Below are 21,956 nucleotides of genomic sequence, written 5' to 3'. Positions count from 1 at the left end.
CGGCCGGACTTGGGGCCGAGAACGACGCGGGCTTGAGCACCGGCGTGCGAAATGCTCTCGGACGTTTTCGATTGTTGCTTCGGGAAAGCGGTGTTCCGTTCCGCGGGGCCGGGCGCGGGTCCACAGTGCCCTGTCCTTTTCGCACAGGACACTGCGGAGTTCCGGGGGCCGGCCGGCGGCGAGGGGCTCAGCCGGAGAGCTTCACCTGGTTGTCGACCGCGGTGACGCCGGGGGCGAACCACGCGGTCTGCTCGGCCGAACGGCGTTCGGCCGGGGTGAGGAGGGCGCCGGTGAGGGTGACCTGGCCGTCGTCGACGGCGACCTCGACGTGCTGCGCGAAGCCCGGCGCGTGCCGGGCCAGCGCCGCGAGGATCTGCGCTTTGGTCTCGGCCGCGGTGACGCCCGGCGCGGGCCGCAGCGTGACCAGGTTCCGCACTCCCTCGACCCCGGGGAGCGCGGCAACCGCCCGGCGGGCGGCTTCGCGCTCGTGGTGCCAGTCCACCGTGCCGCGCAGCGTGATCACCCGGTCGCGCACGTCGACCTGCACCGAGTCCTTCGGCACGAGAACCGTGCGGCGGTCGAACACGGCCATGGCTTCCCGGGCGAGATCGACGTCGGCCGGAACCGCGTGGCCGTGCCGGACCAGGATCTGGTCCACGGTCGTGGTCACGCCGTGGACCCGGCCCGCGGCGCGCAGAGCCGCTTCCTTCTCGGGATAGGTGCCGACGTGCCCGGCCAGCGTCGCGGCACCGCCGTCGACGCTCACGGCGATTCCTTCGGCATTGACACTGGGAGTCCAGGCGAGCTCGTCGGTGACGGCCGTCTTCAGGTGGTGGTCGGGCCGGTGCTGGATCTGGGTCATGCCTCCACGGTGGTCCGCCCGCACCGCGCCGCCTAGAGTCGCGGGACCCTTGTCCGGGGGTCGTTCGGCGCGGCGGGCGTAGGCTCGCGTGGTGGATGACAGCCCGCAGCGCGCTCTGCCCGTCATCACGGTCTTCCTGGTCGACGACCACGAACTCGTGCGGCGCGGCGTCGCCGAACTCGTCGGCGACGAACCCGGCCTGACGGTCGTCGGGCAGGCTTCTTCGGTGGCCGAAGCCCTGGCCAGGGTGCCACCGCGGCCGAAGACTCCCCGCACCACCGGCCTGCCGCACCCGGCAAGTGGGCGCACGACCCGTCCGGCCGCCGCCCCCGCCGGTGACATCGGTCCCCCGGGACGACTGCTTTCCCCCTCTGTTCGGTGGGCCACCGGATGAACATGGCGCGTGTCATCGAGAGAAGTAGGTCAGACATGGACTTCGTGTCCCGCTACGAGCAGCGAGTGAACCTCGTGGAGAACACGGTGAAGGAGAATTCGCCGCTGTCCGCGGAAGAAGCCCGCGCGCTGGCGATCCGGTTGCTGCGGACGCTCGAAGAGATCCCCGAGAAGATGCGGTGAATCCGGCAGAGGGGGCACGGCAGTGCCGCGCACCCCGAGCGGGTTCAACCGAGTTCGGGCGCCACGCGTGATCAGCGATCAGCCCGGGGTGCGGGAGACGATCGAGGCATTGCGCGCGGGTGACCGGCGACCCCGCTGGAAGGGCCACCGCACCCGTGGTGCGGTGGCCGGATCGGGTTCCAGGCGGCGGCCCCGCTCGCGCGGGCTCGATTGGGGGCGGCCCGGCGGTGGGCGGGCTTGTCGAGCGGCCCGTCATTGAACACATGGCCGAGGTGACTGTCCCCGTGCAGCGAGCGGACCTCCACCCGGATCATTGCTTCGACTATTTCTTGAGCCGGCGGCTCCCGGCGTGCCAGTCTTCGGTGATGCCCGGCTCCTGCGCCGTGACGCCGAAGGACGGTAGCTGGGGACGTTCGCGCAAGCTGCGCTTCAGCTCGGCGAAGCCGGGGAACCGGGCGAGGCCGACGACGTGGTCCCACAGCTGCCCGGCCTGCTCCTCGTCGGGCAGCCGGCTGATCACGGGCCCGAAGAAGGCGACCCCGTGCGGCGGTTCGAAGTGGATGATCGGGGTGCCGACGTCCTTTCCCGTCAGCGAAAGCGCTTCATCGGACTCCGCCTGGATCTCCGAGTCACGCGAGGCGTCGTCGAGCGCGTCGGCGAGCGAGGTCGGCAGGCCGGCCTCGGCGAGGGCGTCGGCGGCGAGGCCGGGAGTGCCTTGCCAGCCCGGGGTCTTGCCCTCGTCGGAAGCGGCTTCGAAGACGCGCGCGCCGAGAGCGGCGTAAAGCGGGCCGATCGCCTCTCGCCCGTGCTGTTCCCGGACCGCCGAAGCCACCCGCAGCAGCCGCAGGCCGGCGGTGTGCTGGGCGGGGTACTCCGGTGGGAAGTGCGTGTCGTAGTCGAGGTGGGCGTTGATCAGGCGCAGGGAGATGAACCGCCAGTCGACGGTGTAGTCCCGCTGCGCCTGGACCAGGCGGACCCACTTGCTCGTCATCCACGCGAAGGGGCAGATGGGGTCGAAGTAGAAGTTGATGTCGCTGTTCATGTCACGATCCTAGGTAGGGGTTCAGGCCGGCGCGCTGCGATTTCAGCGCGCCGGGAACGCGTGGCCGCGGGCGAAGAGCACGACGAGCGCGGTGGGCACCAGGAGCACGACGGCGGCGATCATCAGTGATCCCGAGCCGAACCCGGCGAGGAGCCCGCCACCGGCCAGGCCGCCCAGGCCGATGCCGAGGTTCCAGGTGGTCACCATGGACGACTGGGCCACGTCGGCGTGCGTGCCCGCCGCCCGCATCAGTGCCGACTGCAGCAGGGTGGCCGCGCCGCCGAACGAGAGGCCCCAGGCCGCGACCGTGGCGTAGGCGGCGACCGGGTGGGCGGACGCCACGGCCAGCACGGCCGCGGCCACGGTGAAGAGCAGGGTGCTGACGATGACGAGCCGGCGGTGGTGCCGGTCGATCAGCACGCCGGTCAGCCAGATGCTCGCGATCGAGGCGATGCCGAAGTCGAGGAGGATCCACTGGACCTGGTCGGCCAGCCCGACGTCGCCGAGGATCGGCGCGATGTAGGTGTAGAGGATGGTGTGCGCGAGCACGAACGCGCCCGTCACGACGAGCACCGTGCGGAGGCCGCGCAGCCGGAGAACGCGCCGCAGCGGGACCCGGTCCTCGGCCGTCCGGCCGGGGAAGTTCGGCAGTGTCCACCCGGTCCAGAGCATCAGCAGCGCGGTCAGCGCGGTGACGGCGCCGAACGTGAGCTGCCAGCCGACGGCCTTGCCGAGGTACGCCCCGACGGGGACACCGAGGGAGAGGGCCACCGGGGTGCCGGCCATGGCGAAGGCCATCGCGCGGCCTTTCAGGCCGGGGCCGACCAGCCGTGCCGCGTAGCCGCCGAGCAGGCTCCAGACCACCCCGGACGACGCGCCCGCGACGAACCGGGCCGCCAGGGTGGTGGTGAAGTCGAGGGAGACGGCGGTCACGAGGTTGGCGAGCACGAATCCCGCGAGTGCGATCAGGAACAAGTGGCGCCGCGGCCACGAGGCGGTGGCCAGTGTCACGGGGATCGCCGTCAGCAGGGTCGCGACCGCGTAGATCGTCACCGTCTGGCCTGCCACGGATTCGGACACGTCCAGTGCGCGGCTCATCTGCGGCAGCACACCGGCCGGGAGTGCTTCGGTCAGGGTGGTGATCAAGCCGGCGGTGAAGAGCGCGATCAGCGGGGGAAGGGGAAGCCGTTCCGCCGGTGAAGTGCGGGGAACGTTGATTTGTTCGGTGGTCACGTGTTTAGACTCGAACCTTGACACCAGTGTGAGAGCAAGCGGCCTGCCGGGAGGTGTGATGCGGATCAAAGAGCTGGCGGAGCGGACCGGGGTTTCCGCCCGGTTGCTGCGGTACTACGAGCAGCAGGGCCTGATCGAGCCGAGGCGCGAGGAGAACGGCTACCGGTCCTATGAGGAGCCGCAGGTCGAGCGGGTGCAGCAGATCCGCAGCCTGCTGGACGCGGGCCTGACGACCGAGATCATCCGTGCCGTGCTGCCGTGCCTGGCCGAGGCGGCCAATTCCTGTTACCCGGCACCGGACTTCGTGGACCGGGTGCGGCAGGAGCGGGCCCGGATGGCCGAACGCCTCGACGGCCTGCAGAAGAACCTGCAGGCGATCGACGACTACCTGGACGCCGTCGTCGGGGAGCGGTAGTACTTCTTTACCGAAAGTTCGGTAAAGTGGACGGCATGGCACGCCCTCCCTCCATCGACGACGCCCAGCTGCTCGACCTCCTGGTCTCCGTGTTCCGCGAAAAGGGCTTCGACGGCACCGCCATCGGTGACCTTTCCGCCGCGACCGGGCTGCAGCGGGCGAGCCTCTACCACCGGTTCCCGGCGGGGAAGGAGGAGATCGCCGACGCGGTCCTGACCGCGGTGGGGGAGCGGTTCCGGTGGATCCTGGCCCCGCTGCGCGAGGACCCCGACGTCGCCAAGGGCATCAAGGAGACCGCTCGCCGGCTCGGTGACTTCTACGGCGCGGGAGCGCTGTCGTGCGTGCTCGACACCATGACGCTGGCCGGGACGCCGCCGAAGCTTCGTGACCACGCCCGCGACCTCGGGAAGACGTGGGTCGACGCCATGACCGACGCGTCGCGCCGGGCAGGGCGGACGCCCAAGCAGGCCGCGCGGGCCGCCAAGGACGCGTTCTTGCGCATCGAGGGGGCGCTCGTGCTGGCGCGGGTGCTGGGCGAAACCGACGCCTTCGCCGAGGCGGTAGCCGACCTGCCGAAGCTGCTGATGCCGCCGAAGCGTTAGATGTCGAGCACCAGCTTCGGGCACCGGGAGCGGGACACGCAGATCATCATCGTGTCCGGCGCCGCGGAGTGGTCGAGGTAGTCGTCGCGGTGGTCCGGGACGCCCTCGAGCACGCGGGTCTCGCAGGTGCCGCAGAACCCCTGCGTGCACGAGTAGTCGGCCTCGACCCCCGCTTCCAGCAGCGCGTCGAGGACCGTGGTGCCGTCCTCGACGCGGACGTCCACTCCGGACAGTGCGCAGTGGACGTCGAAGCCGCCGTCCGCCGGGACGGTTCCGGCGGTGAAGCGCTCGACGTGCACGCTGCCGGGTTCGCAGGCGTCCTCCACCGCCGCGGTCAGAGAAGCGGGACCGCAGCAGTAAACGGCCACGTCGCGGTCGAGTGACCCCAAGACGTCGGCGACCCGGATGCGGTCACCGGCGTCGCTCGCCGCGAGGTGCACCCGGTCGCCGTACCGGGCGAGTTCGTCGATGAAGGCCATCGATGACCGGGTCCGCCCGGCGTACCAGAGGGTCCACGGAGTACCCGCCTGCTCGGCCTCGGCGATCATCGGGAGCAGGGGAGTGATCCCGATGCCGCCCGCCACGAACACGTAGGCCTTCGCCGGCTGCAGCTCGAAGAGGTTCCTCGGCGTTCCGGCCGTCAGCGTCATGCCCTCGGTGGCCTGGTCGTGGAACCACGCCGAGCCCCCTCGCGAGTCCTCTTCGCGCCGCACCGCGATGCGCCAGCTCGACCGGTCCGCGGGGTCGCCGCACAGCGAATACTGGCGGGTCGGCCCCTGGGGAAGTGTCACGTCGATGTGGGCGCCCGGGCGCCAAGGCGGCAGCTCACGGCCGTCGGCGGGGACGAGGGTCAGGGCGAGCACGCCCGCGGCGGCGGGCGTCAGCGCGTCGATGACGAGATCCATATTACCGAACGTACGGTAAATAACGTTCGACCGCGGTGTGAGGACGGCCACTTTGGTATATTACCGAACGTACGGTAAAAATGACGGCGCAGACCTTCCGAGCAACGAGGAGCACGTTCATGAGCAGCAAGACCGCCGTCGTGGTGCTGTCCGACCCGTCGACCGGCACCGAAGAGGCACTGGGACGGGTGTTCAACGCCCTGGCCACCGCGTGGGAGTTCGCCCAGGGCGGGGAGGCGCTGGTGTTGTTCCAGGGCGCGGGCACCCGCTGGCCGGCCGTGCTGGCCGACGCGAACCACCCGGCGCACGAGCTGTACACCGCGGTGAAGAAGCAGGTCGCCACGGTCGCCTCGGGCGGCTGCGCGACCGTCTTCGGTGCGACCGAGGGCGTCGAGGGGGAGGACATCAAGCAGATCAGCCAGAACCAGGCACCGGGTACGCCGGGCGTCGCGAGCATCCGCGAACTCGTGCAGTCCGGCTACGCGGTCCTGACCTTCTGACGCCGTGGCCGACCTCATCGACCGGCTCGCCTTCCACCCCGGCGAGCTCGAAGCGCAACGGGTGGCCGGAACGGCCGAGCTGGCCGAGCGGGTCCGGCCGATCATCGCCGACGCCATCCCGCACGGGGCGTCCGACTTCCTGGCCCGCCAGCGGATGCTGGTGCTGGGGGCCCAGGACCGTGACGGGCGGCCCTGGGCGAGCACCCTGCTGGGGCCGGAAGGCTTCCTGTCGGCGGCCGGCCCGCACACCCTGCGGGCCGCCGCCGGCGTGGTCGCCGGCGACCCCCTCGCCGATGTCCTGCGGGACGAGACCGACGTCGGCACCCTGGCCATCGACCTGGTGGCGCGCAAGCGGTTGCGGATCAACGGTCGCTGGCGGCCCGTCGACGGCGGCGGCGAAGTCGACGTCCACCAAGCGTTCGGCAACTGCCCCAAGTACATCCAGGCCCGCGTCATGCCGGACGACGCGCCGGCGGACTTCCGGCCGGCGGCAACCCGCGCCGGGACGCTGAACGAGCGTGACGCGGCGCTCGTCTCGGCCGCCGACACGTTCTTCGTCGCCACCGCGGTGGACGGCGGGGTCGACGTCTCGCACAAGGGCGGCAACCCCGGCTTCGTCGACGTCGTCTCACCGGCCGAGCTGCGCTGGCCGGATTACGTGGGCAACGCGATGATGATGACCGCGGGCAACCTCGGCGTGAACCCCCGCGCCGGCTTGCTCTTCCCGGACTGGGAGACGGGCGCGACCCTGCAGCTGACCGGCACGGCGGAGGTGCGCCGCGCGGCGCACCCCGCCGGGGGACCGGCCACCGGCCAGGAGACGGTTTTCCGGATCACCGAAGCGATCCGGACCGAGCACTCGTTCCCCGGCGGGTGGTCGGCACCGAAGTACTCCCGCTTCAACTGAGACCACCATGGACGGTGACGATGACCAGTACCCACCCGGCGACCCGGGCCGCACGCGCGGGCACCCACACCCGGCCGGGCGGGGCACCGCCGCTGGTGCCCGCCCTGCACCAGACGACCGTGCACGCTTATCCGGACCTCGCGTCGCTGCACCGCGTGCTCGACGGTGAGGACCACGGCAACGTCTACTACCGCTTCGGTCACCACAACGGCCACGTGCTCGAGGAGGCCGTGGCGGACCTCGAAGGTGCCGCCGACGCCGTCTCGACCGCCTCCGGCATGGCCGCGCTGACGGGGATCGTGACGGCCCTGGTCGAGACGGGCGGGCACGTCGTGGCCGACCGCAACGCCTACGGCGGCACCCGCAGCCTTCTCGAGACCGACCTGCCCCGGCTCGGCATCGACGTCACCCTGGTCGACGGCACGGACCTCGCCGACGTGGCGCGTGCGCTGACCTCCCGCACCCGGCTCCTGCTCGTCGAGGCCCTCACCAATCCGACGATGCGGGTGCCGGACCTGCCGGCGCTGGCCCGGATCGCGGCCGCGGCGGGTGTCACGTTCGCCGTCGACTCGACGTTCGCGACCCCGGCGTTGCTCCGCCCGCTCGAGCACGGCGCGGATCTGGTGTGGCACAGCATCCCGAAGTACCTCGGCGGCCACTCCGCCGCGATGGGCGGGATCGTCGCCGGCCGTGCCGACCTCGTCGGGCGGATCCGGCAGTCGGTCGTCCACGTCGGCGCGACGCTCGGCCCGTTCGACGCCTGGATGGCGTTGCTGGGACTGAAAACCCTGCCGCTGCGGATGCGCGCGCACACCCGCGGCGCGACGGCCGTCGCCGGGTTCCTCGCCGGGCACCCGGCCGTCACCCGGGTGCACCACCCGGGCCGCCCGGACCACCCGCACGCCGAGGTGGTCACCCGGCTCTTCCCCGGCGGGACCGGGGGCATGCTCTCCTTCGAACTCGCCGGCGGCCGCCCGGCCGTCGACGAGCTGATCCGGCGGCTGGGGCCGGCGATCCCGCTGTCGCCGAGTCTCGCCGACGTCGCCACGACCCTCGTCCACCCGGCCACGACCACGCACCGGTCGCTGCCGCCCGAGGACCTCGAGGTTCTCGGGATCACCGACGGGCTGGTCCGGCTGTCGGTCGGCATCGAGGAGCCCGCCGACGTCGTGGCCGAACTCGGCTCGGCGCTCGCTTGACACGGGGAACGCGCCTGGTCATGCTGACGTGGTCCAGTGGTCAGACCACCAGATGACCTGCTCCATCCACTTCGATGCGAGGAGACGACGTGCGCGCACTGACGGCCACGGGGATCACCGTGGGACTACTGGCCGGGCTGTGGACCTGGGTCAGTGAGCTGACCGGCCTGCCGACGTGGGTGGCCGTGGTGTCGTGGGCCGCGTTCTTCGCGGCGGGCGGCAAGGGAACCGGCCTGGTCAAGACGGCCGCCGCCGGGTTGTCCGGCATCGCCTGGGGCTGGCTGGGCGTCCTCGGTGCCGGCCTGCTCGGCGGCTGGGCGGGCGCGCTGCCCGTGGCGGTCGCGGTGATCGCCTTCGCGATGTGCGTCCAGGCCGGGTGGGCGCCGCTCTCGTTCATCCCGGCGGCCTTCCTGGGCGCCGCGTCGTTGTTCGGCAACGGCGTGGACGTGCTCACCACGGCGGTCGCGTTCGTGATCGGCCTCGGGCTCGGCATCGCCTCGGAGTGGGCGGCCGCGCAGCTCGTACGCCGGTCCCGGCCCGGTTCCGCTGTACCCGAAGTGGTCTGACCACCTGACCTACGAGGAGACGAAGATGAGCACCCCCTTCATCCAGCGCCACCGGCTGTGGACCGCCGAGCAGCAGGAGCAGGCCGACCGCGTTGCGGCCCGGGTCGAGGAGCTCGGCCTGCGGCAGGTCCGGATCAGCTGGGGCGACCAGCACGGCATCCTCCGCGGCAAGACCCTGGAGGCCGGGCACTTCCTGTCCGTGCTGCGCACCGGCAAGGACTTCCAGACCGCGACCCTGATCTTCGACACGACCAACAACCCCGCGGTTCCGCCGTTCGCCGCGGACGGCTTCGGCGATCCGCGCCTGACCGGGCTGCCGGACGGCGTCCTCGTGCCCGACCCCGGGACGTTCCGCGTCCTGCCGTGGCTGGACAAGACCGGCTGGATCCTCAGCGACCTGCACTACCGCAGCGGCGAGGTCGTCCCGTTCGACACCCGCGGCGTGCTGCAGACCCAGCTCGACCGGCTCGCCGGTGACGGGTGGGACTTCGTCGCGGGCATCGAGCTGGAGTTCTACCTCACCAAGCTCGACGACCCGCGGCTGTCGTTCGAGTCGTGCGGCTACCCGCCGGACCCGCCCACGGTCAGCGCCGTCTCCCACGGGTTCCAGTACCTCACCGAAAACCGCGGCGACGAGATCGCCGGGATCCTCGACATCCTGCGCGACAACGTCGTCGCGCTGGGACTGCCGCTGGCCACCGTCGAGGACGAGTGGGGGCCGGGGCAGACCGAGTTCACCTTCGAACCGATGTCCGGCCTGCAGGCGGCCGACGCGGCCATCCTGTTGCGCAGCGCCGTCAAGCAGCTGTGCCGCCGCAACGGCTACCACGCCACGTTCATGTCCCGCCCGGCCTTCCCCAACGCCTTCTCCAACGGCTGGCACCTGCACCAGTCGCTGAGCGGACCCGACGTGGCGAACGCCTTCGCGGGTTCGGCCGAGGAAGCGCTCTCCGACACGGGCCGGCACTGGATGGCCGGCCTGCTCGAACACGCCAAGGCCTGCTCGGTGCTCAGCACCCCGACGGTCAACGGGTACAAGCGCTACCGGCCCGACTCGTTCGCACCCGACCGCATCGCCTGGGCGGAGGAGAACCGGGGCGCACTCGTGCGCGTCGCCGGCGGCCGCGGCGACGCCAACACCCATCTGGAAAACCGGGCCGGCGAGCCCGCCGCGAACCCGTACCTCTACCTGGCTTCGCAGATCATCAGCGGCCGCGACGGCCTGCGCAACAAGCTCGACCCCGGCCCGTCGGCCGACGAGCCGTACCGGGCCGACGCCGAGCCCCTGCCGGGCAGCCTGCAGGAGGCCGTCGAGCTGTTCGCCGCCAGCAGCGTGCTCCGCGCCGAGCTCGGCGACCCGTTTGTCGAGTACCTCGCGACCATCAAGCGGCACGAAGTCGCCCGCTTCAACGCCGCCGTCACCGACTGGGAACAGCGTGAATACTTCGAGGTCTACTGACGTGCGCGTGCTGGCCGGCGCCCGCCTGCCCGACCCCGACCCCCGCTCGACGATCACCGTGGCCGCCGCCCAGCTCGGCGGCCCCTGGCTGGACGTCGGTGCCCGCCTCAAGCGGCTCACCGAGGCGGCGCGGCTCGCCGCCGCCGAGGGCGTGAAGGTGCTGGCGTTTCCGGAGACCTACCTGTCGGGCTACCCCTTCTGGCTCACCCGCACCCACGGCGCCAACTTCGACGACGCGGCCCAAAAGGCTTGCTACGCCTACTACCTCGACTCCGCCATCGAGGTCGGCGGGCCCGAGCAGCGGGAGCTGGAAGCGGTCGCGGCGGACTTCGGGCTGACGCTGCTGGTGGGCGTCACCGAGCGCGGCCGGGGACCGGCGAGCGGCTCGGTGTACTGCACGCTGCTCACGATCACCCCCGAAGACGGCCTCGCCGGGCACCACCGCAAGCTCGTCCCCACCTACGACGAACGCCTGGTGTGGGCCCACGGCGACGGGGCCGGGCTGCGCACCCACGCCGTCGGCCCGGCCAGGGTCGGCGGCCTGAACTGCTGGGAGAACTGGATGCCCCAGGCCCGGCACGCCCTCTACGCGGCCGGGGAACAGGTCCACTTCGGCACCTGGCCGGGAGCGAGCAAAGTCAGCCGCGACGTCACCCGCTTCACCGCGATGGAGGGCCGGGTGTTCGCCGTCGCGGCGGCGGGGATCCTGACCGTCGACGACGTCCCGGACGACTTCCCGCTGGCGGCCCAGCTGCGGGACAACTCGGCGCGGATGCCGTTCGACGGCGGCTCGGCCGTCGCGGCCCCCGACGGGACCTGGCTCGTCGAGCCGGTCCGCGGTGAAGAGGGCCTGGTGATCGCGGACCTCGACCTGCGCGCCGTCGGCCGCGAACGGCTGACGTTCGACCCGACCGGCCACTACAGCAGGCCGGATGTCTTCTCCGTGACCGTGAACCGCACCCGCCGGGAGGCGGTCGCGTTCGTCGAGGGGAGTCCTCGTGACTGACGTCCTCGTCCTGCAGCACCAGGAGGATGCGGGACCCGGGAACCTCGGGACGTGGCTGAACGACCACGGTGTCGGATGGGAGCTCGTCGACGTGTCGGCCGGTCTTCTGCCGACGCCGCGGCGGCGTCGCGCCCTGGTGGTCTTGGGCAGCCGGGAAGCCGCCTACGACGAGACGATCGGGTGGCTCGCGGGGGAGCGGGAGTTCGTCCGCGCGTCGATGGCCCTGGGCACCCCGGTGTTCGGGATCTGCTTCGGCGCGCAGCTGCTGGCCCAGGTGCTCGGCGGCGAGGTACGCCGGGCGGCGGCGATCGAACGCGGGTGGACCGCGGTCGGTTCGCCCGAGGCGGACCTCGACGGGACCTGGTTCGAATGGCACGGCGACGAAATCACCGCCCCGCCGACGGCCACCGTCCTGGCGGCCGGCTCCTGCGTCCAGGCGTTCCGTTCGGGGCCGCACCTCGGGGTGCAATTCCACCCCGAGGTCACGCAGGAGCAGCTCGAGCGGTGGATGGACAGCGACCGGCGGCTGAAGCTGCTCGCGGAGGCCGGCGGCGAACGCGCGACACTGCTCGCGGACACGGCGAAGCACCTGCCCGACGCCACGGAAGCCGCGGGCCGGCTGTACGCCCGCTTCTTCCGGGTATGATCAGACCACCTGATCACCTGCTGTCGTGGGAGTCGCATGACCGAGGAACGGCGCGGTGTGGCGCCCATCCGCCCGGTGGACCGCAGGCCGCTGTACGAGCAAGTCAGCGATCGGCTCCGCGAGTTCATCGACGTCAACCAGCTGCAGCCCGGCGACCGGCTGATGACCGAACGGGACCTGGCGAAGGCCCTGTCGGTCGGCCGGTCCTCGATCCGCGAGGCGATCACCGCGCTGCGGGCCCGCGGCGAAGTCGAGGTCCGCCACGGCGACGGCATCTACCTGGTCCGCCGCCCCGAGGACGTGATCCCGTCGCTCGCGGCCGAGCTGGTCGCGACGCACCTCGACCACCCGGCGATCTGGGAGACCCGCCAAGCGCTGGAAACGCAGTGCGCGCGCCTCGCCGCCCTGCGCGCCACCCCGGACGATCTGGCGGAACTGGAGTCCGCGCTCGAGGAGATGGAGCGCGAGATCGCGGCGGGCGAGCCCGGCCTGGCGGGCGACCGCCGGTTCCACCGCGGGGTCGCGACGGCGTCGCACAACCCGATCCTGATCGGGTTGCTGGAGAGCATGCGCCAGGCCCTCGACCGGACGTCGGCGACCTCGCTGACGCGGTCGGGCCAGCCGGGCGCGTCCCTGGCGGATCACCGCGGGATTGCGGAGGCGATCAGGGCGGGAGAGCCGGCCGCCGCGGCCGACGCGATGCTCGCTCACCTGGTGAGCACGACCGACTCCCTCGTGCAGGAGGGCCAGGTCAAGGAACCGCACGTGGCCGGGGGCCGCACGTAGCCGCTAGGGCGTGTCTGACAAAGGTCTCGGCTGGTTGCTGGGATGCTGCTGGTCGTGTCGCGGTTTCAGTTGCTCTCGGATGATCAGTGGGCGTTGATCGAGGATCTGCTGCCGGTCCGGACCGGTAGGCGTGGTCGGCCGTTCTCGGATGCGCGGGCGATGGTGGAGGGGATCATTTACCGGTATCGGTGCGGGCTGGCGTGGCGGGATGTTCCGGCGGTGTTCGGTCCGTGGCAGACGATCTGGACTTGGCATCGCCGGATGGCCGGTGACGGCACCTGGGACACCGTGCTGCAGCGCCTGCTCGCCGAAGCCGACGCGGCCGGCCTGGTGGACTGGTCGGTGTCGGTGGATTCCACCATCGCCCGGGCGCATCAGCACGCCACCAACATCACCCGCCCCACAGGGGGCTGGGTCGAACTACACGGAACTGCTGGCCGAGTCGCCTGATCACGCGATCGGCCGTTCCCGCGGCGGGTGGAGCACCAAGGTGCACCACCTCGTCGACGGCAACGGCCGACCGTTGGTTGCACTGGTCGGTCCTGGTCAAGCTGGCGACGCGCCCATGTTTCCGCACCTGATGCGGCATCTGCGGATCCGTCGAGCTGGACGTGGCCGGGCCCGGACCCGGCCTGACCGGGTCCGCGGTGACAAGGCGTATTCCTCGCGCGCGATCCGTGGACACCTGCGCGACCGCGGCATCACCGCCGTAATCCCGGAGCCAGCTGATCAGACCGGGCACCGCAAACGCCGCGGTTCCCGCGGCGGGCGACCACCCGCGTTCGACGCGGTGGACTACCGCGGCCGCAACGTCGTCGAGCGACGGTTCAACCTGCTCAAACAGTGGCGCGGCCTGGCTGCTCGTTACGACAAGCTCGCCATCGTCTACCGGTCAGCAGTCGTCCTGCACGCCGTCATCGCCTGGACCAAGGCATTGTCAGACACGCCCTAGTCGCCGTCGAGGAGACGCTGGCCTTCGCGGGCCCACTCCGCGCGGGTGCGGGCCACGGCGGCCACGCCTTCGAAGACGTGCGCCTTGAGCCGCGCGATGCGGTCGTGGTCGGCCGGGTCGCGCCGGGTCAGCCGCTCCCGCAGCAGGTCCGCCTCCTTGTTCAGGAGGCGGTCGCGGTGGGCCTCGGCCTCCTCGCATGCCTGGCCGCGGTGCACGACGCAGTCCGCGACAGCCTCGGCGCACCCGGCGCGGCCATCCGGGTACTGCTGACCGAAGTCCCACCGGAGCACTGGAGCTCGGGAGGCCGGACACTGGCGGAGCGAACCGCACCCTGAGGTCGCGATGGCCCGGCCAATCGCTCGGCTTGGCGTTCCGGACGCCAGCGCCGCCGGTGCGACCGGTGCCTTCACAGCTCGGGCTCCGACGACGCCTTCGATGATGCCCTGACGCGAACCGGCTGCCGGGGACCGTGCGATGTGCACAGCCTCTGCCGGACGGCTGTGTACATCGCACGGTGACGCCCGCGGGGACCGCCGCCTACGGTGCGGGGAACCGTTTCCCTTCCCGGAAGAGGAGGTCGGCGTGGCCTCAACAGTCGGTGTCGATGACTATGCCCTCACCAGGGTGCCGGAGCACGCGCGGTACTCGTGGTGGTCGGTCGCCGTGCAGCGGTTCGGTCAGGTTTCCGCTCTTTCCCAGTTCCTGCTCGGCGCCACCGTCGGCTTCGGGATGAGCTTCTGGACCGCGGTCCTGGCCTTCACCCTCGGCTCGGTCATCCTGGAGTTCATCACCATCCTCGTCGGCGTCATCGGCGTCCGCGAGGGCCTCTCGACGTCCATGATCGCCCGCTGGACCGGCTTCGGCCGCGGCGGCTCGGCGCTCATCGGGCTCGCCATCGGGATCAGCCTCATCGGCTGGTTCGGCATCCAGTCCGCCGTCTCCGCCCAGGGCCTGGTCTCGCTGATCGGCGGCCTGCCGGAGTGGGGCTGGGCGCTGGTGTTCGGCCTGGTCGTCACCGCGATCGTGGTCCGCGGCTTCCACTCCATGGCGTGGACGGCGTACCTGACCGTGCCGGCCTTCCTCGTCCTGGTCGGCTGGTCGGTCGTCTCCGAGCTGACCCGCCACGACCTCGGCGCGCTCGTCTCCTCGGCCCCGCCCGGGCCGTCGCTGAGCCTGCTGCAGGGCACCACGCTGGTGGCCGGCGGCTTCATCGTCGGGGCCGTGATCACCCCGGACATGACCCGCTTCAACCGCACCACCGGCGACGTCGTCAAGCAGACGCTGGTCGGGATCACCCTCGGCGAGTACGTCATCGGCCTGTCCGGCGTCCTGCTCGCGCACGCCGTCGGCAGCGCCGGCATCACCACCATCGTGACGTCGTCGGTCGGCTGGGTCGGGCTGCTGATCGTCATCGCCGGCACGGTCAAGATCAACGACTGGAACCTGTACTCCTCCGGGCTCGGCGTCGTGAACTTCATCGGCACGGTGTCCGGGCGCAAGGCCCACCGCGGCCTCGTGACCGCGGTCCTCGGCGTCGCGGGCAGCCTGCTCGCCGCCGCCGGGATCCTGGCGAAGTTCACCGACTTCCTCACCGTGCTGGGCGTCGCGTTCCCGCCGATCGCGGGGATCATGGTGGCCGAGTACTTCGTGGTGAAGAAGTGGCGCGGCGAGCTGGAAGCCGCGCGTGCCCGCGGCGGCGTGCCCGAGGACGCCCCGGCGTGGGTGCCCGCCACGCTCGTCGTCTGGCTCGCCGCCGCGCTGTTCGGCGAATTCGTCGAGTGGGGCCTGCCGAGCATCAACTCGCTCGTCGTGGCCTTCGTCCTGTACGTCGTCGCCGGGAAGCTGGGCTGGGTGCGCGGGGTCGGCAGCAGCCGGACCGCCGACGCCGAGCCCGCTCCCGCCGTCTGAACCCAAGGAGAACCTTCGTGCGCATCGGCATCGACGTCGGCGGCACCAACACCGACGCTGTCCTGCTCGACGGCCGCCGGGTGCTCGCCTCGGTCAAGACCAGCACGACCGCGGACGTCACCTCGGGCATCGTCGCCGCGATCGGCGGCCTGCAGCGGCAACGGCCGTTCGACCCGGCGGCGGTCCGGGCGGTGATGATCGGCACCACGCACTTCATCAACGCCCTCGTCGAGGCGCACCGCCTCGCGCCGACCGCGGCCGTGCGGCTGAGCCTGCCGGCGGGGGCGTCGCTGCCGCCGATGGTCGACTGGCCGCAGCGGCTGGTCGACGCCGTGCGCGGCCGCAGTTACCTCGTCCACGGCGGGCACGAGTTCGACGGACGGCACATCGCCGAGCTCGACGAAAGCGAGCTGCGCAAGGCCGCCGACGACATGGGGGCGGCCGGGGTGCGCAGCGTCGCCATCACCTCGGTCTTCTCCCCGGTCAACGCCGAGTTCGAGGCCCGTGCGGCCGAGATCATCTCGGCGCAGCTGCCGGACGTGGCGATCTCGCTGTCCCACGAGATCGGCCGGATCGGCCTGCTGGAGCGGGAAAACGCGACGGTGATCAACGCAGCGCTGCGGGAGCTGGCCGCGCAGATCGTCGACGGGCTGGCCGCGTCGGTCACCGGCGCGGGCATCACCGCGCCGCTGTACCTGAGCCAGAACGACGGCACGCTGATGGACGTCGACTTCGCCCGTCGCTACCCGGTGGCGACCTTCGCGTCGGGGCCGACGAACTCGATGCGCGGTGCCGCGGTGCTGTCCGGGCTGGACACCTGCGCGGTGGTCGACGTCGGCGGCACGACGTCCGACGTCGGCGTCCTGCGGCAGGGCTTCCCGCGTGAGGCGACCACCGACGTGAGCGTCGCGGGCATCCGGACCAACTTCCGGATGCCGGACGTCCTCTCGATCGGCATCGGCGGCGGCAGCCGGGTCCGCGGGAACGTCACGGTGGGGCCGGATTCCGTCGGGTACGAGCTGACGTCGAAGGCACTGGTCTTCGGGGGCGACACGCTGACCGCGACCGACATCGCGGTCGCCGCGGGCCGCGCGGAGATCGGCGACCCGTCGCTGGTATCCCGTTTGGACAGTGCACTGGTGGCGGCGGCGCTGGCGAAGATCGCCGCCGACGTGTCCGATGTGGTCGAACGGATGCGGACGTCCGCGGAGCCGCTGCCGGTGGTCGCCGTCGGCGGCGGTTCGGTGCTGCTGCCGGACGAGCTGGCCGGGTGCGGTGCGGTGCACCGGCCGGAGAACTACGCCGTGGCCAACGCGATCGGCGCGGCCATCGCGCAGATCGGCGGTGAGGTCGACCGGGTCTACGTGATCGAGCCCGGGCGCCGCGAGGCCGTCGTCGCGGAGGCGAAGCAGGAGGCCGTCGACCGCGCGGTCGCGGCCGGGGCCTCGCCGGCGTCGGTCGGCATCGTCGACTTCGACGAAGTCCCCATCCCGTACCTGCCCGGCAACGCCACGCGCATCCGCGTCAAGGCCGTCGGCGACCTGCAGCTGGGGGCGTGATGCCCGAGATCACGCTGGACGACCTCGACGACATCGCCCGCGGTGCCGCCATCCTCGGCACCGGGGGCGGGGGAGACCCCTACATCGGGCGGTTGCTGGCCGCCTCGGCGGTCCGGGAGCACGGCCCGGTGCCCCTCGTCCCGGTCGCCGAGCTGGCCGACGACGCCGTCGTGCTGCCGGTGGCCATGATGGGGGCGCCGACGGTGATGGTGGAGAAGCTGCCCTCGGCGGGGCAGGTGGGGCTGGCCGCGCGCACGCTGGCCACCTACCTCGGCAAGGAGCTCACGCACATCGCGTGCGCGGAGGCGGGCGGGGTCAACTCGCTGATCCCGGTCGTCGCGGCCGCGCAGCTGGGCCTGCCGCTGGTCGACGCCGACGGCATGGGCCGGGCCTTCCCCGAGCTGCAGATGGTGCTGCCCACGCTGTACGGGATCCGCGCGACGCCGATGTCGATCGCCGACGAAAAGGGCAATCGCGGCGTACTGGACACCGTCGACAACCACTGGGCCGAGCGGCTGGCCCGGTCGGCGACCATCGACATGGGCTGCTCGGCGATGATCAGCAACTACGCGATGTCCGGGGCGCAGGCGCGCGAAGCGCTGGTGCCGGGCACGCTCAGCCTGTGCGCCGAGCTCGGTGCGCTGGTCCGCGCCGCCCGGGAGGCCCACGCCGACCCGGTCGCCCGGGTCGTCGAACGGCTCGGCGGACGGCGGCTGTTCGGCGGCAAGGTCGTCGACGTCGCCCGCCGGACGGTCACCGGCTTCGCCCGCGGCGAGGCCCGCCTGGCCGGGATGGACGCCGACGAGGGTGCCGAGCTGGTGCTCCGGTTCCAGAACGAGCACCTGGTCGCCGAGCGCGACGGCGTCGTCGAGGCGTCCGTGCCCGACCTCATCTGCACGCTGGACCGCGAGTCCGGGGAGGCCGTGACCACCGAAGGCCTGCGCTACGGCCAGCGCGTCACGGTGCTCGCCGCGCCCGCCGACCCGCGCTGGCACACCCCGGAGGGGATCGCGCTGGCCGGGCCGCGGTACTTCGGCTACGACATCGACCCGATCGGGGTGGCCCGATGAGCTGGACCCTGACCGAGGACGACCTGCCCGACCTCGCCCGCGGCGCCGCCGTGCTCGGCACCGGCGGCGGTGGTGACCCGTACGTCGGGCGGCTGCTCGTGCGCGAGGCGATCCGCGAGCACGGGCCGGTCACGGTGCTCGATCCCGCCGAGGTCGACGACGCCGCGCTGGTCGTCCCGACCGCGCAGATGGGTGCCCCGACCGTGGTGCACGAGAAGCTGCCCAGCGGCGCCGAACCGGTGCTGGCGCTGCGGACGCTGGAGAAGCACATCGGCCGGCGCGCCGACGCGACCATGCCGATCGAGTGCGGCGGCATCAACTCGATGATCCCGCTGCTGGTCGGGGCCCGGCTCGGGCTGCCGGTGGTCGACGGCGACGGCATGGGCCGGGCGTTCCCGGAGCTGCAGATGGAGACGTTCGGCGTCTACGGGGTCCCCGGGTCGCCGATGGCGATCGGCGGCGAACGCGGCGAGACGACGGTGATCGACACCGGCGCCGACAACCGGCGGATGGAGTGGCTCGCCCGCGGCGTCACCGTCCGGCTCGGCGGGGTCGCGCACATCGCCGAGTACGCGATGAGCGGCGCCGACGTCAAGCGCACGGCGGTGCCTCGGACGCTCTCGCTGGCGCTGACGGTGGGCCGCACGATCCGGGAAGCGCGGGAAGCGAACGAAGACCCGGTGGCGCGGCTGGCCGCGGCCCTGACCGAGACGCCGTACCGGCACCTGCGAGTGCTCTTCCGCGGCAAGGTGTCCGATGTGGAACGCCGCACCGAGGCCGGGTTCGCGCGCGGCCGCGCGGCCGCGGTGTCCTTCGACGGCGTGCACAAGCTGGAAATCCAGTTCCAGAACGAGAACCTGATCGCCTGCGTGGACGGCGAGGTGCGGTGCCTCGTGCCGGACCTGATCTGCGTGCTGGAGGCCGCCACCGCCGAGCCGATCACCACCGAGACGCTGCGCTACGGCCAGCGGGTCACCGTCGTGGGCATCTCCACCCCGGCCCTGATGCGGACACCGGAGGCCCTGGCGACCTTCGGGCCGCCGGCGTTCGGGCTGCCGCACGCGTTCGTCCCGGTCGAAGCCCGCGTTCCGCGCTGAGCTCGTCTACTGTGGTCAGTCATGCGCCTCACCGCCGGTGACGTGGCCGCTCTCGAACGCGGGGTGGCCCTGCTCGGGTCCGGCGGCGGCGGGGACACCGTCACCGCCGCCGTGCTGCTGCGCCGGCTGCTGGCGGACGGCCGCGCGCTCGTCGTGCAGCCGGTCGGCGCGCTGCCGCCGGAGACCAAGGTGGTGCCGATCGGCGTCGTCGGTGCGACGGCCGCCTTCACCGAGAAGCTGCCGGGCGGCGACGAGTTCGCCGCCGCGGTGGCCGCCGTCGAACGCTGGACCGGCGAGCGCGCCGACGCGCTGATGTCCATCGAGATCGGCGGGCTCAACGGGCTGCTGCCGCTGGTCGTGGCCGACCAGCTCGGGCTCGCCTACGTCGACGCCGACCTCTCCGGCCGCGGCCTGCCCCGGCTCGACCAGTTCTCGGTCGCCGCGACCGGCCGCGGGATCGCGCCGGCCGCGCTGGCCGAGCCCGGCGGCCAGGTCGTGGTGCTGGCGGCCGGTTCGGACCTCATGGTGGAGCGCGGTACCCGGGCGTTCCTCACCAGCTCCGGCGGCTGGGCGGCGTTCGCGCTCGCCCCGATCCCGGCCGGGGAGCTGGCCGCGTGCACCGTGCCCGGCACCACCAGCGGCGCGCTGGCCCTCGGCCGCCGGGTGCTCGCCGTGGGGGAGAGCCCGCCGCGGCCGGCGCTCGAGGCGGCGCTGGGGGGTTCGGTGCTGGCTCGCGGCCGTGTCCTCGAGGTCGCGCGGCACCGCGGGCCCGGACGGCACGGCAGCCCGGGCTTCGGCCGCGGCAGCGTCACCCTCGCCGACCACCGCGACGGCAGCCTGCTGCGCCTGGAGATGGAGAACGAATACCTGCTGGCCCTGCGCGACGGCGCTCCCGTGGCGTCCACGCCGGACGTGCTCTCGGTGCTCGACCACCGGACCGGGGTCCCGGTCTCGTGCGACGCGATCCGGGTCGGCGTCGAGGTGGACGTGGTCCGGCTGGCCGCGGCGCCGTTCTGGACCGACCCCCGGCGGCTGCCGGTGCTGCAGCCGCGGGCGTACGGCATCGACTGCGACCCGGTGCGGCCGGCATGAGCCTGCGGCGGGTGCTCGCGCTGCCGGGCTGGGCCGGCCACGTCCGCGTCCTCGCCGGCGCGGCAGGCCTGGACCGTCCACTCGAGACGGTGCAGGCCACGCTGGACGCTTCGCACACCCCGGCGGCGGGGGAGCTCACCGTCGTCGTGCGGCCGATCGCAGGCACGGACTGGCAGATCGACGCGTTGCTCCGGCGCTGCGCCGACAGCGGCGCCACCGGGGTGCTGCTGCCGGGGACCGAGCCGCTCACCGCGTCCCGCCTGCTCGCCGACCGGCTGGCCGTGCCGCTGCTGAACACGGGGGCGCCGCCGCTGGACCTGCTCGTCGAGGCCCGGCTGTCGCTCGCGGCGCCGGACCTCGACCGGGCGAACCTGCTGCTGGCCACCCACCGCGCACTCGGCGACCGGCTGCGCCCGCCCGAGGAGGTCGTCGCGGTGCTGCGGCGGCTGCTGCGCGGCCCGGTCGCCGTGCTCGACGACCAAGGCGCCCCGCTCGCCGGGGAGGTCGCCGGCCGCGTCCGGCTCGACGAGCCGGTGCCGCAGCGCACCGAGCTGGCCGACGGCGTCCTCCTGGCACACCCCGTGCTGCTGCAGCGCCCGGCGCTGTGGCTGGCCGCCGAGCTGACCGGGCCCGGCGCGGCGAGCGCGGACATCGTCCCGCCGGCGCTCGCGGTGGCGGCCGGGGCCCTGCAGCGCTGGCTGCTGGCCAACCGCCTCGAGCTGGAACGGGACGCGCGCTCGCGCACGGCGTTGCTCGGCGACCTGCTGCGCCTGGACACCGAACCGGACGCCGACCTGCGCCGCCGGGTCGCCGACGCGGGCTGGCGGCTCGGCGGCTGGCACGTCGGGCTGCACCTCGGCGTCCCCGCCGCGGTCGACACGGTCGCGCGCACCCCGGAGGTGGTCCGCGCCCTGCGGGCCGAGAACGTCGAAGCGGTGGTCGTCGAGCACGGCGACGGCTGGACCGGCTGGGTGAGTTCCGACCACGAGCCGACGGCGGAGCGGGTCCGGTCCCTGGCGGCCCGGCTGCAGGCGGCGCACCGGGCGCTGCGGCTGGGCGCGCACATGGGCGTGGGGCGGCCGCACCCGCGTCCGGAGGGGTTGGCGGCGACGGTCGCGGAGGCCCTCGACGCGGCCCGGCTGGCCGCGACCCGCCCGGAAACCGGCCACTTCCTGCACGTCGACCAGCTGGGCATGGCCCAGCTGCTGCTGGAGTGGACCCGCACGGACACGTTCGAACCGGCGGCCAGGGCGCTGGTCGCCCCGCTGCGCTCCGCCTCCGGGGACCTGGTCCGCACCCTGGCGGCCTACCTGGACGCGGAGTCCTCGATCGCCGAGACGGCCACGGTGCTGGGCATCCACCGCAACACGGTCGCGGCCCGCGTCGCGCGGATCGAGCAGCTGCTCGGGGTGGACCTGTCCCGCCCGGACGAGCGGCTCGCCCTGCACCTGGCCTCGCGGGCGGTCATCCTCTCGGACCCGGACTGACCGGGCGGGTCCGGTCAGTCCGGGTCCGAGAGGCAGCACCCGGTCGAGCTTCAGCAGCCGCGTTGCGCGGCTGCCCGGAAGCGCTTC

Annotated in this window: 24 protein-coding genes and 2 pseudogenes; 20 read left to right on the top strand and 6 right to left on the bottom strand. The window is 72.7% G+C overall.

The genetic code is table 11. The annotated features are described in order from the left end of the window. Nucleotides 1–187: 187 nt before the first annotated feature. Nucleotides 188–862 carry a BON domain-containing protein gene (locus ABZX11_RS12795; protein WP_354912716.1) on the bottom strand — a complete coding sequence of 225 codons (675 nt, stop codon included), beginning with the start codon at nucleotides 860–862 and terminating at the stop codon, nucleotides 188–190. Between the two features lie 91 nt (nucleotides 863–953). Between ABZX11_RS12795 and ABZX11_RS12790 the strand changes: the two are divergent. Together ABZX11_RS12790 and ABZX11_RS12785 are read left to right on the top strand one after the other, a co-directional pair. Next, a pseudogene (locus tag ABZX11_RS12790) lies at nucleotides 954–1,115 on the top strand (DNA-binding response regulator); the annotation flags it as partial. Between the two features lie 176 nt (nucleotides 1,116–1,291). After that, entirely contained in the window at nucleotides 1,292–1,438 is a 147-nt protein-coding gene (locus ABZX11_RS12785) for a DUF6307 family protein (RefSeq protein WP_206796230.1), read from the top strand. A gap of 71 nt (nucleotides 1,439–1,509) precedes the next feature. Here the strand turns inward: ABZX11_RS12785 and ABZX11_RS12780 are convergent, their stop codons facing one another. From ABZX11_RS12780 to ABZX11_RS12770, 3 genes are read right to left on the bottom strand one after another with little or no spacing between them, the layout of a single operon-like run. Beyond that, nucleotides 1,510–1,752 carry a peptide-methionine (R)-S-oxide reductase gene (locus ABZX11_RS12780; protein ID WP_354912714.1) on the bottom strand — a complete coding sequence of 81 codons (243 nt, stop codon included), beginning with the start codon at nucleotides 1,750–1,752 and terminating at the stop codon, nucleotides 1,510–1,512. Nucleotides 1,753–1,760: 8 nt separating this feature from the next. After that, nucleotides 1,761–2,480, bottom strand: coding sequence for a hypothetical protein (locus tag ABZX11_RS12775; protein ID WP_354912712.1), 720 nt, complete (start codon nucleotides 2,478–2,480; stop codon nucleotides 1,761–1,763). A 42-nt stretch (nucleotides 2,481–2,522) separates the two neighbouring features. Beyond that, nucleotides 2,523–3,713, bottom strand: a complete 1,191-nt coding sequence (locus ABZX11_RS12770) for an MFS transporter (protein WP_354912710.1) — start codon at nucleotides 3,711–3,713, stop codon at nucleotides 2,523–2,525. Between the two features lie 58 nt (nucleotides 3,714–3,771). On the opposite strand from ABZX11_RS12770, the gene ABZX11_RS12765 reads away from it, so the two are divergent. Then, nucleotides 3,772–4,128: a MerR family transcriptional regulator gene (locus tag ABZX11_RS12765; RefSeq protein ID WP_354912708.1), complete on the top strand. Its 357-nt coding sequence runs from the start codon at nucleotides 3,772–3,774 to the stop codon at nucleotides 4,126–4,128. A gap of 35 nt (nucleotides 4,129–4,163) precedes the next feature. Then, on the top strand, nucleotides 4,164–4,730 hold the full coding sequence (locus ABZX11_RS12760) for a TetR/AcrR family transcriptional regulator (RefSeq protein WP_354912706.1): 567 nt from the start codon (nucleotides 4,164–4,166) through the stop codon (nucleotides 4,728–4,730). Here the strand turns inward: ABZX11_RS12760 and ABZX11_RS12755 are convergent. Then, complete coding sequence (locus ABZX11_RS12755; RefSeq protein WP_354912704.1) at nucleotides 4,727–5,635, bottom strand: PDR/VanB family oxidoreductase; 909 nt, start codon at nucleotides 5,633–5,635, stop codon at nucleotides 4,727–4,729. The genes ABZX11_RS12760 and ABZX11_RS12755 overlap by 4 nt on opposite strands. A 119-nt stretch (nucleotides 5,636–5,754) precedes the next feature. Between ABZX11_RS12755 and ABZX11_RS12750 the strand changes: the two genes are divergently transcribed. From ABZX11_RS12750 to ABZX11_RS12710, 9 genes and pseudogenes are all read left to right on the top strand, one after another. Continuing rightward, nucleotides 5,755–6,135, top strand: coding sequence for a DsrE family protein (locus ABZX11_RS12750; protein WP_354912702.1), 381 nt, complete (start codon nucleotides 5,755–5,757; stop codon nucleotides 6,133–6,135). A gap of 4 nt (nucleotides 6,136–6,139) precedes the next feature. After that, nucleotides 6,140–7,042, top strand: a complete 903-nt coding sequence (locus ABZX11_RS12745; RefSeq protein WP_354912700.1) for a pyridoxamine 5'-phosphate oxidase family protein — start codon at nucleotides 6,140–6,142, stop codon at nucleotides 7,040–7,042. A gap of 20 nt (nucleotides 7,043–7,062) precedes the next feature. Then, entirely contained in the window at nucleotides 7,063–8,241 is a 1,179-nt protein-coding gene (locus tag ABZX11_RS12740) for an aminotransferase class I/II-fold pyridoxal phosphate-dependent enzyme (protein ID WP_354912698.1), read from the top strand. Between the two features lie 89 nt (nucleotides 8,242–8,330). Then, nucleotides 8,331–8,807 carry a DUF1097 domain-containing protein gene (locus ABZX11_RS12735; RefSeq protein ID WP_354912696.1) on the top strand — a complete coding sequence of 159 codons (477 nt, stop codon included), beginning with the start codon at nucleotides 8,331–8,333 and terminating at the stop codon, nucleotides 8,805–8,807. Nucleotides 8,808–8,832: 25 nt separating this feature from the next. After that, nucleotides 8,833–10,266, top strand: a complete 1,434-nt coding sequence (locus tag ABZX11_RS12730) for a glutamine synthetase family protein (RefSeq protein ID WP_354912694.1) — start codon at nucleotides 8,833–8,835, stop codon at nucleotides 10,264–10,266. 1 nt (nucleotide 10,267) lies between these two features. Next, nucleotides 10,268–11,272, top strand: coding sequence for a carbon-nitrogen hydrolase family protein (locus ABZX11_RS12725; protein ID WP_354912692.1), 1,005 nt, complete (start codon nucleotides 10,268–10,270; stop codon nucleotides 11,270–11,272). Then, entirely contained in the window at nucleotides 11,265–11,918 is a 654-nt protein-coding gene (locus ABZX11_RS12720; RefSeq protein ID WP_354912690.1) for a type 1 glutamine amidotransferase, read from the top strand. Before ABZX11_RS12725 ends, ABZX11_RS12720 begins: the two co-directional genes overlap by 8 nt. Before the next feature lie 36 nt (nucleotides 11,919–11,954). Continuing rightward, on the top strand, nucleotides 11,955–12,704 hold the full coding sequence (locus ABZX11_RS12715; protein ID WP_354912688.1) for a FadR/GntR family transcriptional regulator: 750 nt from the start codon (nucleotides 11,955–11,957) through the stop codon (nucleotides 12,702–12,704). Nucleotides 12,705–12,734: 30 nt separating this feature from the next. Continuing rightward, nucleotides 12,735–13,656 (top strand): annotated as a pseudogene (locus ABZX11_RS12710) (IS5 family transposase). On the opposite strand, the gene ABZX11_RS12705 reads toward ABZX11_RS12710, so the two are convergent. After that, nucleotides 13,653–13,946 (bottom strand): hypothetical protein, encoded by a 294-nt coding sequence (locus ABZX11_RS12705; RefSeq protein ID WP_354912740.1) that lies wholly within the window; start codon nucleotides 13,944–13,946, stop codon nucleotides 13,653–13,655. The pseudogene ABZX11_RS12710 and the gene ABZX11_RS12705 sit on opposite strands and share 4 nt — an antisense overlap. Between ABZX11_RS12705 and ABZX11_RS12700 the strand changes: the two genes are divergently transcribed. From ABZX11_RS12700 to ABZX11_RS12670, 7 genes are all read left to right on the top strand, one after another. Next, nucleotides 13,911–13,991: a hypothetical protein gene (locus tag ABZX11_RS12700; protein ID WP_354912738.1), complete on the top strand. Its 81-nt coding sequence runs from the start codon at nucleotides 13,911–13,913 to the stop codon at nucleotides 13,989–13,991. The genes ABZX11_RS12705 and ABZX11_RS12700 overlap by 36 nt on opposite strands. Nucleotides 13,992–14,238: 247 nt before the next feature. Next, nucleotides 14,239–15,564 carry a cytosine permease gene (locus ABZX11_RS12695; protein ID WP_354912686.1) on the top strand — a complete coding sequence of 442 codons (1,326 nt, stop codon included), beginning with the start codon at nucleotides 14,239–14,241 and terminating at the stop codon, nucleotides 15,562–15,564. A gap of 17 nt (nucleotides 15,565–15,581) precedes the next feature. Continuing rightward, nucleotides 15,582–17,123: a hydantoinase/oxoprolinase family protein gene (locus tag ABZX11_RS12690; RefSeq protein ID WP_354912684.1), complete on the top strand. Its 1,542-nt coding sequence runs from the start codon at nucleotides 15,582–15,584 to the stop codon at nucleotides 17,121–17,123. After that, nucleotides 17,123–18,193: a DUF917 domain-containing protein gene (locus ABZX11_RS12685; RefSeq protein WP_354912682.1), complete on the top strand. Its 1,071-nt coding sequence runs from the start codon at nucleotides 17,123–17,125 to the stop codon at nucleotides 18,191–18,193. The genes ABZX11_RS12690 and ABZX11_RS12685 overlap by 1 nt, the downstream gene beginning before the upstream one ends. Next, entirely contained in the window at nucleotides 18,190–19,290 is a 1,101-nt protein-coding gene (locus ABZX11_RS12680; protein WP_354912680.1) for a DUF917 domain-containing protein, read from the top strand. The genes ABZX11_RS12685 and ABZX11_RS12680 overlap by 4 nt, the downstream gene beginning before the upstream one ends. 21 nt (nucleotides 19,291–19,311) lie before the next feature. Beyond that, on the top strand, nucleotides 19,312–20,382 hold the full coding sequence (locus tag ABZX11_RS12675) for a DUF917 domain-containing protein (RefSeq protein ID WP_354912678.1): 1,071 nt from the start codon (nucleotides 19,312–19,314) through the stop codon (nucleotides 20,380–20,382). Then, a complete protein-coding gene (locus ABZX11_RS12670; protein WP_354912676.1) occupies nucleotides 20,379–21,869 on the top strand; it encodes a helix-turn-helix domain-containing protein in 1,491 nt (496 codons plus the stop codon). Before ABZX11_RS12675 ends, ABZX11_RS12670 begins: the two co-directional genes overlap by 4 nt. Nucleotides 21,870–21,956: the final 87 nt, after the last annotated feature.

This window comes from Amycolatopsis sp. NPDC004169 (assembly GCF_040610315.1).
In the GTDB taxonomy this organism is placed as follows: Bacteria; Actinomycetota; Actinomycetes; order Mycobacteriales; family Pseudonocardiaceae; genus Amycolatopsis.
The sequence above is the reverse complement of the archived record's forward strand: the minus strand, read 5'-3'. Positions and strand labels throughout refer to the sequence as shown.

Coding starts and splice junctions, on each gene's coding strand:
- ABZX11_RS12795 (WP_354912716.1), bottom strand. CDS start 862: ATGACCCAGATCCAGCACCGGCCCGACCACCACCTGAAGACGGCCGTC.
- ABZX11_RS12785 (WP_206796230.1), top strand. CDS start 1,292: ATGGACTTCGTGTCCCGCTACGAGCAGCGAGTGAACCTCGTGGAGAAC.
- ABZX11_RS12780 (WP_354912714.1), bottom strand. CDS start 1,752: ATGATCCGGGTGGAGGTCCGCTCGCTGCACGGGGACAGTCACCTCGGC.
- ABZX11_RS12775 (WP_354912712.1), bottom strand. CDS start 2,480: ATGAACAGCGACATCAACTTCTACTTCGACCCCATCTGCCCCTTCGCG.
- ABZX11_RS12765 (WP_354912708.1), top strand. CDS start 3,772: ATGCGGATCAAAGAGCTGGCGGAGCGGACCGGGGTTTCCGCCCGGTTG.
- ABZX11_RS12760 (WP_354912706.1), top strand. CDS start 4,164: ATGGCACGCCCTCCCTCCATCGACGACGCCCAGCTGCTCGACCTCCTG.
- ABZX11_RS12755 (WP_354912704.1), bottom strand. CDS start 5,635: ATGGATCTCGTCATCGACGCGCTGACGCCCGCCGCCGCGGGCGTGCTC.
- ABZX11_RS12750 (WP_354912702.1), top strand. CDS start 5,755: ATGAGCAGCAAGACCGCCGTCGTGGTGCTGTCCGACCCGTCGACCGGC.
- ABZX11_RS12740 (WP_354912698.1), top strand. CDS start 7,063: ATGACCAGTACCCACCCGGCGACCCGGGCCGCACGCGCGGGCACCCAC.
- ABZX11_RS12730 (WP_354912694.1), top strand. CDS start 8,833: ATGAGCACCCCCTTCATCCAGCGCCACCGGCTGTGGACCGCCGAGCAG.
- ABZX11_RS12715 (WP_354912688.1), top strand. CDS start 11,955: ATGACCGAGGAACGGCGCGGTGTGGCGCCCATCCGCCCGGTGGACCGC.
- ABZX11_RS12685 (WP_354912682.1), top strand. CDS start 17,123: ATGCCCGAGATCACGCTGGACGACCTCGACGACATCGCCCGCGGTGCC.
- ABZX11_RS12680 (WP_354912680.1), top strand. CDS start 18,190: ATGAGCTGGACCCTGACCGAGGACGACCTGCCCGACCTCGCCCGCGGC.
- ABZX11_RS12675 (WP_354912678.1), top strand. CDS start 19,312: ATGCGCCTCACCGCCGGTGACGTGGCCGCTCTCGAACGCGGGGTGGCC.
- ABZX11_RS12670 (WP_354912676.1), top strand. CDS start 20,379: ATGAGCCTGCGGCGGGTGCTCGCGCTGCCGGGCTGGGCCGGCCACGTC.